The sequence below is a fragment of the Prescottella equi genome (assembly GCF_002094305.1).
GTDB lineage: Bacteria > Actinomycetota > Actinomycetes > Mycobacteriales > Mycobacteriaceae > Prescottella > Prescottella equi.
In genome coordinates this window covers 137,552-150,307 of sequence record NZ_LWTX01000005.1, presented here as the reverse complement: position 1 = coordinate 150,307, position 12,756 = coordinate 137,552, and the positions used below count along the sequence as shown (strand labels likewise).

Below are 12,756 nucleotides of genomic sequence, written 5' to 3'. Positions count from 1 at the left end.
ACGTCGATATGTCGGTGTGTCGGGCCTCACTCATCGGTCTCACTCACTGGGACCGGCTCCAGGGCGGGGGTGTGACGCTCGTTACGGTCCTCGCCACCGGGAGCTCATCGTCCCGGTGGCTGAAGTTCGCGGAGGTCGGTGGTGGGACGACGGTGGCGGTCGGGGCGCGCCGTGCCCTCCTTCTTTACCTAAGCAAAGTATTTGCCTTACCTAGTTTTTGCGAAAGGCCCGGGTGGGCCCGCAAGCAGTGTCATCGCTGCAGCTCCGGCCCGGTTTTCGCTCTGTTGGTTCGACCCCGGCCCGGTCGCACGGGCACTGAGAAGGAGAAACACCGACCGTGAAGAGAAACAAGACAGCCAAGCTGGTCGTGGCGCTCGCCGCGACAGCGGCTCTGGTCTCGGCCTGTTCCGGCGACCGTGGCGGCGAAGCCGTCGTTCCGGGCAGCGGCGACTCGGGCAACAGCAAGTCCACCTCGTCCGCGGACGTCGAGTTCGGCACGCTCGCCTCGCCGTGCGGCGACGGCGACGCGAAGGGCGCCACCGATCAGGGCGTCTCCGACACCGAGATCAAGATCGGCTACGGCGACGACCGCGGCTACGCGAAGAGCCCGGGACTCAACAAGGAGATGTCCGACGCCGTCTCCGCGATGATCAAGTGGTGCAACGAGCAGGGCGGCATCAACGGCCGCAAGATCGTCGGCACCGACTACGACGCCGCCATGACGCAGGCGAACGCCGTGATGCAGGACGCCTGCCGTTCCGAGTTCATGATGGTGGGCCACGGGTTCGCCATGGACGCGACCGCCGAGCAGACGCGCGTGGCCTGCAACATGGCAGCCGTGCCGGGCTTCACGGTCTCCCCGGACGCCGCGAACGGTCCGATGTCCTACCAGGGCGTGCCCTTCCCCGTCGACATCGCCAACGCTTCCGCGTGGTTCCAGATGGGCGAGATGCACCCCGACATGAAGAACGACTTCACGCTCATCGGTTCGACGATGCCCGCGATCATCACGTCGCTCGCGAAGACCTCTCAGATGGCGAAGGCCGCCGGCTTCAACCTCAAGGACTGCGGCGTCGTCCTCAACTACGAGGGCGAGGCCAGCTACGTCCCGTTCGCGGAGAAGATCAAGCAGTGCGGCGCCAAGGGCATGTGGACCTCGCGGTCCCCGGTCCCGAACGAGTTCAACTTCTTCAAGGCCGTCGACCAGGCCGGTCTCGACCCGATCATCTTCGGTGAGGCCACCTGGTACGCCAACTCGGCGCAGGCCTTCAACAAGGACAGCGGTCTGCTCGACAACCTGAACGCCGGCATGGCCTTCCAGATGCTCGAGAACGACAACGATCCGGCCGTGAAGCAGTACAAGGATCTCGTCACCGCGGGCGGCGGCAAGACCGCGCTGCTCGGTATGCAGGCGACGTCGTCGTTCCTGCTGTGGGCCACCGCGGCCAAGGAGTGCGGCTCCGACCTGACCCGCCAGTGCATGATCGACGAACTGTCGCAGATCCACGAGTGGGACGGCGGCGGTCTGCACGCCACGATGGATCCGGGCGCCAACATCCCCGCTCAGTGCGGCCTGATGGTCTCGCTGAAGGGCGCCGACTACTCGCAGGCGTTCCCCGCCGACAAGGGCGAGTTCAAGTGCGACCCGCAGTACCTGGTCAAGACCGACCCGTCGACGTGGGGCACCGAGCTCAACGCCGACCGCGTCGCCACCAAGTACCTCAACCCCAACGTGATCACGCCCAAGGCCTGATCCGGCCACGCCGCCCGGTCGACGCCCACAGGTGATCGACCGGCCGGCACCAACTCCCACCGATGAACGCGGCGCCCCGGGCCACCGCCCCGGGGCGCCGCGCCCATCCTTACTGAGGGTTTCCAGATGGACACTTTCGTGACGTTCACGATCCTGGGTCTCGTCCTGGGCTCGGTGTACGCAATCGCCGCCTCCGGGCTGGTACTCACCTACAACACGTCCGGCATCTTCAACTTCGCGCACGGCGCGCAGGCGATGCTCGGTGCGTTCCTCTACTGGCAGTTCCGCTACGGCTGGGACCTGCCGACACCGTTGGCGCTGCTCCTGACGATCGGCGTCGCCGGTCCGCTCATGGGTCTGCTGCTGTACGCGCTGATCATGCGCGGGCTGCGGGACACCGCCGAGGTCACCAAGATCGTCGTCACGGTGTCGATCCTCCTCGGTGGCGTGTCGCTCTCGCACTGGTTCTGGCATCCCGAGGAGCCGCGGACCGTCAAGATGTTCTTCGGCGACGAGAGCCGCTTCTCGTTCTTCGGCGCCACCGTGCACATGCACGAGGTCATCTGCCTCGTCGCCGCGGTGCTGATCGCGGTCGGCCTGCGCTTCCTGTTCACCCGCACCCGCCTGGGTGTCTCGATGCGCGGCGTCGTCGACGACCCGGATCTGCTGCGGCTCAACGGTCACAACCCCGAGCGGATCGCGGCCTTCTCGTGGGCCCTCGGCTCCACGCTCGCAGTGGTCGCCGGCATCCTGATCACCCCGATCAGCGGCGGCACCCTCGAGGCGAACCTGCTGACGCTGCTGGTGATCGACGCGTTCGCCGCCGCCATGTTCGGCCGACTGCGCAGCATCCCGCGCACGTTCGTCGGCGCGATCGTTCTCGGCCTGGCCGGCACCTACGTGCTCGGCTACTTCCCCTCGGAGTGGACGTGGACGTCCAACCTGCGTGTCTCGCTGCCGATGATCGCGCTGTTCGTCGTCCTCATCGTGCTGCCGCAGGACCGCCTGCGCGGCGCCGCGGTCCGCACCCGCGAGCGGTACACCGTCCCGACGGTGCGCAAGGCCGTCGCCTGGGGCGCCGCGCTGCTGGTGATCGTCTACATGATCCGACTGCTCATGGTCGAGTCCGCGATCACCACGCTCACGCTGGGCATGTCGTTCGCGATCATCGCGCTCTCGCTCACCCTGCTCACCGGCTACGCGGGCGAGATGAACCTCGCGGTGGTCTCGTTCGGCGCCATCTCGACGATCGTCGCCTACCACTTCGGCACCTCGGGCAGCGGACTCGCGACCCGGTTGACGCTGTGGGGCTTGATCATCGGCACCCTGGTCGCGGCCGTCATCGGCGGCCTCGTCGCGCTGCCTGCACTGCGCCTGCGCGGGCTGTACCTGGCCCTCGCAACCATGGCGTTCGGTGTGTTCCTGAGCAACATGGTGCTGCGCGACACCACCGAACACGAACTGTTCGGCGTCAAGTTCTCGCTGTTCACCGGTGGCAGCCTGTCGATCCCGCCGCTGAAGGTCGGCCCGCTCGACCTGAGCAACCAGACGGCGTTCCTCATGACGGTCACCGCGATCTTCACGATCCTGGCGATCGGTGTCGTCGCGCTCCGCAACAGCGGGTACGGACGCCGCCTCGCGGCCATGAAGGACAGCCCGGCCGCGGCCGCGATGCTCGGACAGAACCTCGTCAAGCTCAAGCTCAGCGTCTTCATGCTCTCGGCCGGCATCGCCGGACTCGGCGGCATCCTGATGTCGAGCGCGATCGGTGCGGTCTCCAACGAGAACTTCTCGATCATGATCAGCCTCACCGTGCTGATGCTCACCGTCGTCGCCGGTATCGGCTACGTGACGGGCGCACTGTTCGGCGGGCTCATGGCCGGCGTCGGCTTCGCCGTGATCATGGTGTCGTTCAACAACCTCGGCGCGGCGCAGCCCGAACTCGAGGGGCTGTGGACGTTCATGGGGCACCTCGCCGCCGTCAGCCCCGCGCTGATCGGTCTCGGGGTCGGCAAGAATCCGTCCGGCACGGTGCACGACGTCCTCGAGGGCTACCGCCATCTGCGCAGCGCCAAGCCGGTGCTGGTCGGCGGCGCTGCCGTCGTGGCGCTGTCGTACGTCCTCGCGCTCACCGGTGTCCTCGGCAACTGGTGGTTCGCCACGATCACGATCGTCACGGTGTTCATGCTCCCGGTCGTCGGGCAGATGTTCATGCCGGAGGCGGTACTGGGACCGGAGGCGGCCGCCGCCAAGCGCGGTACGCCGCCCGAGGAGATCGGCGTCGACCAGCCCTGGACGGAGGACCGCCTGGCCGAACTCGACCGCGAACTGGGGCTTCCGGCGAACGTCACCGAGCACACCGCGTCGGCACAGTTCGGTGAGCCGTCGCCCGCCGCGACGCCGAAGGAGGCGATCGTCCATGCCTGACACCCCCATCCTCGAAACCCGGGGAATCACCGTCAAGTTCGGCGGCAACGTCGCCGTCGACGACGTCAGCATCACCGTCGAGAGCGGCGCCATCACGGGCCTGATCGGTCCCAACGGCGCCGGCAAGACGACGCTGTTCAACACGATCACCGGACTGCAGAAGCCGGCGTCGGGCAAGGTCCTGCTCGACGGGCACGACGTCACCCGGCTCTCGCCCGCCAAGCGCGCGAACCGCGGCCTGGCCCGCACGTTCCAGCGACTGGAACTGTTCCTGTCGCTGTCGGTGCGGGACAACATCCGGGTGGCCGGTGACATCCATCGGTCCAACACCCGCAGCCGGATCGACGTGGACGCCGAGACCGACCGGATCCTCGAGCTCACCAAGCTCACCGACGTCGCGGACAAGGACGTCTCCGACATTCCGACCGGCCGGGCCCGGGTCGTCGAGGCGGCCCGTGCACTGATGACGTCGCCGCGACTGCTCCTGCTCGACGAACCGGCGTCCGGTCAGACGGAGCAGGAGACCGAGGACTTCGCGGAACTGCTGCTGCAGCTCGCGGCGGACGGCCTCGCGATCTGCCTGGTCGAGCACGACATCCCGCTCGTGATGAAGCTGTGCAAGCAGATTCACGTGCTCGACTACGGCGCCGTGCTGGCGTCGGGCAGTGCGGAGCAGGTTCGCGACGATCCGGCCGTGATCGCCGCGTACATCGGTACGGCAGAGGAGGCGGTGTGATGTCGACGGTGACCACGAACGCGGCGCAGGCGTCGGGCGGCCGCCACGAGGCTCCCACGCCACTGCTCGAATTGGACGGTGTCCGAGCGGGTTACGGCCCCATCGAGGTGCTGCACGGTGTGGACCTGGCGGTTGCGCCGGGTACCGTCATGGCGCTGCTCGGTCCCAACGGCGGCGGCAAGACCTCGACACTCAAGATCTGTTCCGGGATCCTGCCGATCACCCAGGGCGAGCTGCGCATGGCCGGCCGGTGCGTCAACGGCGCCGAGGCGTCCGACCTGGCCAAGCTCGGTGTGTGCTCGATCCCGGAAGGGCGCGGCATCTTCGCGAACCTCACGGTCCGCGAGAACCTGTGGATCGCAACGGGAACCGGATCGGATCTGGCGAAGCTCGAGGAGGTCGCCTACAACCGGTTCCCGATCCTCGGCAAGCGCAAGAACCAGCTGGCCGGATCGATGTCCGGCGGTGAGCAGCAGATGCTGGCACTGTCCCGGGCGCTCGGCACCGACCCCACCGTGCTGCTGCTCGACGAACTGTCGATGGGGCTCGCCCCGCGGATCGTCTCGCAGATGTACGACATCGTCGGCCAACTGGTCGACGAGGGCCTGACGATCCTGGTGGCCGAGCAGTTCGCCCGCGCCGTGCTGCCGATCGCCGATCGCGCAGCGCTCATGCTCCACGGACGAGTGGTCCGCGTCGGGGCACCCGACGAAATCGAGAACGAACTTTCCAACAGCTACCTAGGAGGATGACGATGACCACTCTCGCAGACGAGCGTCGCGCCCAGTTCAAGTCCGACGTCGACGATCTCAAGCTCAAGACCGGCCAGTCCCGTGGTGACGGTGCCGCCCGCATCGCCGGCATCGCACTCATGGTCGTCGGTGTCGTCGCCGCATTCGTCGTGTACATCTCGTCGCTCACACAGAGCGACCTGCGCGACATCGCGTCGTACCAGATCCTGGCCACCGCGTTCCTCGCGCTCACCGTGATCGGCGGTGCCCTCTACCTCGCGGGCGCCATCGCCCGGGTCCTGCGACTGTGGCTGCTGCGCCAGCTGCACGAGGGCCAGGCGCAGGCCGACCAGATCGCGGCGGCGCTGTCGAAGTAGGCGCTCCGCACCTGTGCGCCTTTTCGGTAGCCGGCCCTACCGGAAAGGCGCACAGGTGCGTTCAGCGCAGATCCCGCCGGATCGGATGGTCCTCGGGAATCTGCACCAGAACGATCGGGATGTCGTCGGGATCGGCGATCCACATCTCGTGCAGACCCCACGGCTCCTGCCGCGCCTCCCGCACGATCGGCACCTCGGCGCGGATCAGTTCCGCCTGGACGTCCGCCAGGTTGCGCACCTGCAGCCACAGGGCACCGGAGAACCGGTTGTCCAGCCCGGTCCCGCCGTGCGCACTCACCTCGATCAGGCCCTGACCGGCGAAGAACACGGTCCCACCCGGGTACTCACGGGCGATCGCCAGCCCCAGCACGTCCCGATAGAACGCCAGCGTCACCTCGTAGTCGCGGGGGCGCAGAATCGTTCTGCTGCTGAGAATCTCCACTTCGTTCCTCTCCTCGATCGGGGCGTCACTGCTCGGGTGCGGGCCGCGCCTCGTGCCCGGCCCGGCCCTGCGTGCGCCGCGCTTCCTTCATCTCGGCCTCGAACAGGTGCCGGCGGCCGTCGAGCAGCACGCCGCGCACGGCCTTCTCGTGCTCGCGCAGCTCGGACCAGTAGCCGTCGTCGAACTCCTCGACCACCTGGAACGTCCACCGCCCCTCGATGACGTTCCGGCCCACCATCGCAGTCCGCAGGCGTTCGGCCGCCGCCGAGTGCCCGGACTCGGCCAGTTTCTCCACCGCGTCCCCGAGCTGCAGATCGGCCCGGCCCATCAGCTGGTGGAACGCATACAGATGGCCGCGGGCCTGCTCCACGGTCTCGAGGGCCTCCGACAGCTTCCCGACGGCCTCGACGGTCTCGTCGGTGACGCCGTCCGGGCGGCGGTGTTGCGGTGCGGGTTGCTCACGGTCGACGGTCATGGGGTCCAGTGTGCCTGGTCGGGTGGTCGCCTCGTCAGTCGATCGAACGGAGCAGCTCCGTGTCCTCGAGTGCCTCCAGGGACAGCGTGCGGTATCCCACCTCGTCGAACAGGACGGTGACGCGGTCGGATTCGGTGCGGATCACCACGCCCGCACCGAAAGTGCGATGGGCGACGCGGCTGTCCACCGGGAACGGATCGGCGCCGGGTCGCGTCGTCGAGCGGGGGTTGTCGTCGCAGCGATCGCAGTTCCCGCACGGGCCGTCCGGGTGCTCGCCGAAGTAGTCGAGGAGGAAGACGCGCCGGCAGCCGCGGGTCTCCGCGTACCCGCGCATCATCTCGACCCGGGAACGATCCCACCTCCGGTCGACCGCCGCGACGTGGGCGGCCGCGGCGACCGCCTCGTCCTCCCCGACGCCGGTCCACGTGACGCCGTCCGGTCCGTCCCCGACGACCCCCGCGCGGGCGAGGAGATTGACCGCGTTGGTTGCGGTGCGGGACCGCAGATTGGTCCGGGACCGCAACTCGCGCAGCGATATCGGCTGCCCCGACAGGGCGCGGTAGATCCGGCGCAAAGTGGCCTCCCGCGGGGCGCCCGCAGCGAAGAACGCGCGCAGCGCCAGGTCCTCGGGACGGTAGAGGAGCACCGCGCGAGCGTCCGCGCCGTCGCGGCCGGCACGTCCGATCTGCTGGTAGTAGTCGTCGAGGGAATCCGGCACGGACTCGTGTACGACGAACCGGACGTCGGGCTTGTCGATACCGAGCCCGAACGCCGACGTCGCGACCACCACGTCGTACCGGTCGGCGAGGAAGCCCTCGTGGACACGCGCACGGTCGGCCGCACGCATCCCGCCGTGGTACGCCGCGGTGCGCAGCCCGGTCTCGGCGAGCGAGCGCGCGTACTGCTGCGTCGCGGCGCGCGTCGAGACGTAGAGCAGGCCGGTGCCCGACAGCTGCCGCACGGCACCGACGAGTTCGCGCGTCTTGTCCTTCGCGGTGGTCGCGCGGTGCACTTCGAGCCGGATGTTCGGCCGGTCGAAGCCGCCGACCACGAGCACCGGGTCGCGCATCCGCAACTGCGCGACTATCTCCTCCCGGACCGGCGGCGACGCGGTCGCGGTCAGGGCGAGCACCGGCGGATGCCCGAGCCGATCGATCGCGGCGCCCAACCGCAGGTAGTCGGGGCGGAAGTCGCGGCCCCACGCGCTGATGCAGTGCGCCTCGTCGACCACGACCAGCGAGACGTCCGAGGCCGCGAGCCGCTCGAGCGTCGCCTCGTCGACGAGTTGCTCGGGGGAGAGGAAGAGGTACTCCGCGCCGGCCCGTTCGACGGTTCGCCAGGCCTCCGCGGTCCGACGTGGCCCGAGAGTGGAGTTCACCGCCAGCGCGACGGGCGCGTCGTCGGCGGCTTCGATGCCCGACACCTGGTCGTGTTCGAGCGCGATGAGCGGCGAGATCACCAACGTCATCCCCTCACGGAGTGCGGCCGTGACCTGGTACACCGCCGACTTGCCGTAACCGGTGGGCATCGCGGCCACCACGTCGCGGCCCTCCAACAGCGGCGTCATCGCCTCCACCTGGCCGGGGCGCAGCCGCTGCCAGCCGAAGTCCTCGCGGGCCACCCGGCGGAGCTCGTCGGCGGCCGTCACGGTCACCGGCCGTGCTCGACGAACCAGGTGCGGGCGTGTTCGGCGACGACGCCCAGGGTGCCGGGCTCCTCGAACAGGTGCGTCGCGCCGGGCACGATGACGAGTTCGTGCTCGCATTCGAGCAGCTTCGCCGCCTGACGGTTCAGGTCGATCACCGTGGTGTCGAGCGAGCCCACCAGCAACAGCGTCGGCGCCCGCACCATCGACAGCCGTGAACCGGCCAGGTCCGGACGGCCGCCGCGCGAGACGACCGCCGAGATGTCGTTGCCCTTCTCGGCGGCCGCGTGCAGGGCCGCGGCCGCCCCGGTGCTCGCCCCGAAGTACGCGACGGCCGAGGTGCGCTCGCGCAGCTGCGCGGTCACCTCGAGCAGCCGACACGCGAGCAGCGGGATGTCGAACACCAGGCGCCGGTCGGCCTCCTCGTCCGGTGCGAGCAGATCGAACAGCAGCGTGCCCAGTCCGGCGTCCTGCAACAACTCGGCGACCAGTCGGTTGCGCGGACTGAACCGTCCGCTCCCACTGCCGTGCGCGAACACGACCACCGGCAGTGAATCGACCGGGTCGGTGAGTGCCCCGGACAGGCGCACGCCGTCGACGTCGAACGCGACCTCGGTGCTCACTCGTCCATTGCACACCCGATCGCACCAGCACTCCACCGGAATCGGCGCATCCGGTGCGGGACCGTTCAGCCGCCGGGGAGTGCGCGGTCGACGAGAGCGCCGACCACGGGGGAGAGGGCTTCGGCGTGTTCGACGGTGAGGTGGTTGTCGTCGCGGAACACCAGGCCGTTGCCGACGACGACCGGGCAGCGGTCGGCGGTGCAGAACAGGTCGAATCCGCAGCTACGTGACTGTCGGTCGGAGATGCCACACTGCCGAAGCAAACGGGGCGAACTTGGAGGGGTGTCGTGAAGAAGCGCTACAGCTACCGCGCGTACCCGACCGCTGCGCAAACGCTGATGCTCGCCAAGACCTTTGGATGCGCGCGTGTCGTGTTCAATGATTTTCGTCGCCCACTGCGGGACGTGTATGAGACGCGGGGCTTCGTCCCTGATCTCGATGAGGTGAAATCGCTCGTGACGGCGCAGGCAAAACACACGCCTGAACGGCACTGGTTGTCCGAGGTGAGCGCGGTCGCGCTTCAGGAGTCGGCGCGAGACGCACAGGCGGGATAGCGCGCTTTCGTCGCATCAGTTGCACGAACACGACGCGGGCCCCGAGTAAACCCGCCGCGGTTCAAACATAAGTCTGGGCGACAGGTCGCAGCCTCCGTCGATGGTCCGAAGCCGCTCCGCATCCGCACGTGGACATGCAGGTGCGGAGCGACTCTCGACCGCGACTACAACGCGGCAGTCAACGTCATGCTCGCCGCAGGGCTTGCGGAGAGGCTAAACGCCATGGAGGGGTGTCAGACGGGTGCTTGCGCTCGCGGGCCCCGACGAAGTGGGAACCCGCCTAGCCGATTCTCGACGATCGGCGTAGGAACCTTTGCTCGATTCACGAGCAAAAGGGGGGTCAATAGTACCAGGGGTACGGCGACCAGTCCGGGTCGCGCTTCTGCAGGAACGAGTCGCGGCCCTCGACGGCCTCGTCGGTCATGTACGCCAGACGGGTGGCCTCGCCGGCGAACAGTTGCTGGCCCACCAGTCCGTCGTCCTGCAGGTTGAACGCGTACTTGAGCATGCGTTGTGCCTGCGGCGACTTGCCGTTGATCTTGGTGCCCCACTCGATCGCGACGTTCTCGAGTTCGTCGTGGTCGACGACCCGGTTCACCGCGCCCATCCGGTGCATTTCCTCGGCGGTGTAGGTGTCGCCGAGGAAGAAGATCTCGCGGGCGAACTTCTGGCCCACCATCTTCGCGAGGTACGCGCTGCCGTAGCCGCCGTCGAAGCTGCCCACGTCGGCGTCGGTCTGCTTGAAGCGGGCGTGCTCGCGGGAGGCGAGCGTCAGGTCGCACGTGACGTGCAGGCTGTGCCCGCCACCGGCGGCCCAGCCGTTGACCAGGGCGATGACGACCTTGGGCATGAACCGGATCAGGCGCTGCACCTCGAGGATGTGCAGACGGCCGGCGCGAGCCGGATCGACGGTCTCCGCGGTCTCACCCGACGCGTACTGGTAGCCGCTGCGGCCACGGATGCGCTGATCGCCGCCCGAGCAGAACGCCCAACCGCCGTCCTTCTCGCTGGGGCCGTTGCCGGTGAGCAACACGCAGCCCACGTCGGAGGTCGTGCGGGCGTGGTCGAGCGTGCGGTACAGCTCGTCGACGGTGTGCGGGCGGAAGGCATTTCGGACCTCGGGGCGATCGAACGCGATGCGGACGATGCCCTCGGAGACATGACGGTGGTACGTGATGTCGGTGAGGTCCTCGAAGCCGGGGACGGGACGCCAGAGCTGCGGATTGAAGGTCACGGACCGAAGGATATGCCCCGGCCGCCGGTGTGTCGGGCAGTGCCTCACGCCCGAACCGCCCCTTTCCGGCGATAACGTGCAGGGCATGAGCGAGTCAGTGCAGTCCGGAGTTCTTCCCGGGGACGGGGTGCGATCCGTCGACGACGTCCACGAACACCACGGCGGTTTCCCGGTGTTCACGCCGGTGCAGGCGGGGCCGAACTACGGGGAGTTCGTCGAGTCGCTGCGCCGACTCCAGGATCTCGCGGTCTCGACCCACCTCCCCGACGACGTCGTCGACGACGCGATCGCCCGGGTGAACGCGTTGAGCGACCTGCTCGAGCCCTACCGGGTGCCGGAAGGCAAGTCCCCGGCCGGCTTCAACCGGCAGTTGCCGGGCCGCGGCAGCCTGCTGCTGTTGCCGTGGCTGTTCGAGAAGGTCGAGGCCGACGGGATCCGGTCCCGCGGCGTGTTCCGCCTGTTCCACCGGGGCGGCAACAGCGCCGCGCACGGCGGCACCATCGGACTGCTGTTCGACGACATGCTCGGGATGATCGTGTACGCGTCCGGGCATCCCATCGCACGCACCGCCTACCTGCACGTCAACTACCGCCAGGTGACGCCGCTCGAGACCGAACTCGTACTCGAGGGCCGCGTCGACCGCGTCGAGGGCCGCAAGCTCTACTGCACCGCGGAACTGCGCGACCTGGACGGCACCGTGCTGGCCGACTGCGAGGCGCTCATGATCGAACTCCTGCCGGGGCAGCCGTGACCTTCCCCCCGCTCGCCGACGTCCTGGCCGGCGCCCGCGTGGTGAGCCTGCCGATGCGGGTTCGCTTCCGCGGCATCACCACTCGCGAGGCGCTCCTGCTCGAGGGGCCCGCCGGGTGGGGTGAGTTCGCGCCGTTCCCCGAGTACGACGACGCCGAGGCGGCGCACTGGCTGCGGGCCGGCATCGAGGCCGCGTGGGCCGGTCCGCCGACACCGCTGCGCACGCGGGTGCCGATCAACGCGACCGTCCCGGCGATCGGGCCCGAGCAGGTGCCGCAGATCCTCGCCCGCTTCCCCGGCGCCCGAACCGCGAAGGTCAAGGTCGCCGAGAAGGGGCAGAGCCTCGCCGACGACGTCGCCCGGGTGACCGCGGTGCGCGAGTTCATCCCGAACGTGCGGGTCGACGCCAACGGCGGCTGGAGCGTCGACGACGCCGTCACCGCGCTCACCGCCTTGACCGCCGCCGGCCCGCTCGAATACGCCGAGCAGCCGTGCGCGACGGTGCCCGAGCTCGTCGAGGTCCGCCGCAGGCTGTCGGACGTGCCGATCGCGGCCGACGAGAGCATCCGCCGCGCCGAGGACCCGTTGCGCGTGGTGCGTGCCGGCGGAGCCGACGTCGCCGTCGTGAAGGTGCCGCCGCTCGGCGGGATGCGCCGTCTCCTCGCGCTCGCCGACGAACTCGCCGGGCACGGGGTGCCCGTGGTGGTGTCGAGCGCACTCGACACCGCGGTCGGCATGGGCGCCGGGCTCGCCGCGGCCGCGGCACTGCCGAACCTGAACCACGCGTGCGGGCTCGGCACCGGCGGACTGTTCGCAGCCGACGTCGCCGATCCCCGGGAGATGTCGGACGGCAGCCTCGACGCGAGCCCCGTCGTTCCGGATCCGGCGAGGCTGAGTGCTCTCGCGGCACCACCGGAGCGGACGCAGTGGTGGCTCGAACGGCTGCGTCGCTGCCACCAAATCCTGGCCACCAGCGGGGACACCGACCTCGTATAGTCTCGTGCCCGGT

General features: G+C 69.0%; 13 protein-coding genes and 2 pseudogenes. 9 read left to right on the top strand and 6 right to left on the bottom strand.

Going from position 1 to position 12,756, the window contains the following annotated elements; translation table 11 throughout:
* The first annotated feature begins 337 nt into the window (after positions 1-337).
* The 5 genes from A6I89_RS14540 to A6I89_RS14520 all read left to right on the top strand — a co-directional run bounded on the left by A6I89_RS14540 (position 338) and on the right by A6I89_RS14520 (position 6,024).
* Positions 338-1,753, top strand: coding sequence for an ABC transporter substrate-binding protein (locus A6I89_RS14540; protein ID WP_013416969.1), 1,416 nt, complete (start codon positions 338-340; stop codon positions 1,751-1,753).
* Between the two features lie 126 nt (positions 1,754-1,879).
* Positions 1,880-4,180, top strand: coding sequence for an ABC transporter permease (locus A6I89_RS14535; RefSeq protein ID WP_013416968.1), 2,301 nt, complete (start codon positions 1,880-1,882; stop codon positions 4,178-4,180).
* A complete protein-coding gene (locus A6I89_RS14530; RefSeq protein ID WP_013416967.1) occupies positions 4,173-4,916 on the top strand; it encodes an ABC transporter ATP-binding protein in 744 nt (247 codons plus the stop codon). The genes A6I89_RS14535 and A6I89_RS14530 overlap by 8 nt, the downstream gene beginning before the upstream one ends.
* Positions 4,916-5,668, top strand: coding sequence for an ABC transporter ATP-binding protein (locus A6I89_RS14525; protein WP_022597477.1), 753 nt, complete (start codon positions 4,916-4,918; stop codon positions 5,666-5,668). Before A6I89_RS14530 ends, A6I89_RS14525 begins: the two co-directional genes overlap by 1 nt.
* A gap of 2 nt (positions 5,669-5,670) precedes the next feature.
* Complete coding sequence (locus A6I89_RS14520; RefSeq protein WP_013416965.1) at positions 5,671-6,024, top strand: hypothetical protein; 354 nt, start codon at positions 5,671-5,673, stop codon at positions 6,022-6,024.
* A gap of 61 nt (positions 6,025-6,085) precedes the next feature.
* Here A6I89_RS14520 and A6I89_RS14515 read toward each other — a convergent pair whose 3' ends face one another.
* The 5 genes and pseudogenes from A6I89_RS14515 to A6I89_RS14495 form a co-directional block, all read right to left on the bottom strand.
* Entirely contained in the window at positions 6,086-6,466 is a 381-nt protein-coding gene (locus tag A6I89_RS14515) for a VOC family protein (protein WP_005518183.1), read from the bottom strand.
* A 25-nt stretch (positions 6,467-6,491) separates the two neighbouring features.
* A complete protein-coding gene (locus tag A6I89_RS14510; RefSeq protein ID WP_005518184.1) occupies positions 6,492-6,941 on the bottom strand; it encodes a hypothetical protein in 450 nt (149 codons plus the stop codon).
* A gap of 34 nt (positions 6,942-6,975) precedes the next feature.
* Positions 6,976-8,595: a RecQ family ATP-dependent DNA helicase gene (locus A6I89_RS14505; protein ID WP_022597475.1), complete on the bottom strand. Its 1,620-nt coding sequence runs from the start codon at positions 8,593-8,595 to the stop codon at positions 6,976-6,978.
* Positions 8,592-9,209: a dienelactone hydrolase family protein gene (locus A6I89_RS14500; protein WP_022597473.1), complete on the bottom strand. Its 618-nt coding sequence runs from the start codon at positions 9,207-9,209 to the stop codon at positions 8,592-8,594. Before A6I89_RS14500 ends, A6I89_RS14505 begins: the two co-directional genes overlap by 4 nt.
* A gap of 65 nt (positions 9,210-9,274) precedes the next feature.
* Positions 9,275-9,418, bottom strand: a pseudogene (locus A6I89_RS14495) (SGNH hydrolase domain-containing protein); the annotation flags it as partial.
* 78 nt (positions 9,419-9,496) lie between these two features.
* Here A6I89_RS14495 and A6I89_RS14490 point away from each other — a divergent pair.
* Positions 9,497-9,763 (top strand): helix-turn-helix domain-containing protein, encoded by a 267-nt coding sequence (locus A6I89_RS14490; protein WP_022597469.1) that lies wholly within the window; start codon positions 9,497-9,499, stop codon positions 9,761-9,763.
* Between the two features lie 120 nt (positions 9,764-9,883).
* Positions 9,884-9,943: pseudogene (locus tag A6I89_RS25095) on the top strand (zinc ribbon domain-containing protein); the annotation flags it as partial.
* 160 nt (positions 9,944-10,103) lie between these two features.
* Here the strand turns inward: A6I89_RS25095 and A6I89_RS14485 are convergent.
* The gene (locus A6I89_RS14485) at positions 10,104-10,997 is read right to left on the bottom strand and encodes a 1,4-dihydroxy-2-naphthoyl-CoA synthase (RefSeq protein ID WP_005518191.1); all 894 of its coding nucleotides are present in this window, start codon (positions 10,995-10,997) and stop codon (positions 10,104-10,106) included.
* 85 nt (positions 10,998-11,082) lie between these two features.
* On the opposite strand from A6I89_RS14485, the gene A6I89_RS14480 reads away from it, so the two are divergent.
* Together A6I89_RS14480 and A6I89_RS14475 are read left to right on the top strand one after the other, a co-directional pair.
* Complete coding sequence (locus A6I89_RS14480) at positions 11,083-11,748, top strand: PaaI family thioesterase (RefSeq protein WP_022597466.1); 666 nt, start codon at positions 11,083-11,085, stop codon at positions 11,746-11,748.
* A complete protein-coding gene (locus A6I89_RS14475; RefSeq protein WP_022597464.1) occupies positions 11,745-12,743 on the top strand; it encodes an o-succinylbenzoate synthase in 999 nt (332 codons plus the stop codon). The genes A6I89_RS14480 and A6I89_RS14475 overlap by 4 nt, the downstream gene beginning before the upstream one ends.
* Positions 12,744-12,756 lie beyond the last annotated feature (13 nt).

Coding starts and splice junctions, on each gene's coding strand:
- A6I89_RS14535 (WP_013416968.1), top strand. CDS start 1,880: ATGGACACTTTCGTGACGTTCACGATCCTGGGTCTCGTCCTGGGCTCG.
- A6I89_RS14530 (WP_013416967.1), top strand. CDS start 4,173: ATGCCTGACACCCCCATCCTCGAAACCCGGGGAATCACCGTCAAGTTC.
- A6I89_RS14525 (WP_022597477.1), top strand. CDS start 4,916: ATGTCGACGGTGACCACGAACGCGGCGCAGGCGTCGGGCGGCCGCCAC.
- A6I89_RS14520 (WP_013416965.1), top strand. CDS start 5,671: ATGACCACTCTCGCAGACGAGCGTCGCGCCCAGTTCAAGTCCGACGTC.
- A6I89_RS14510 (WP_005518184.1), bottom strand. CDS start 6,941: ATGACCGTCGACCGTGAGCAACCCGCACCGCAACACCGCCGCCCGGAC.
- A6I89_RS14480 (WP_022597466.1), top strand. CDS start 11,083: ATGAGCGAGTCAGTGCAGTCCGGAGTTCTTCCCGGGGACGGGGTGCGA.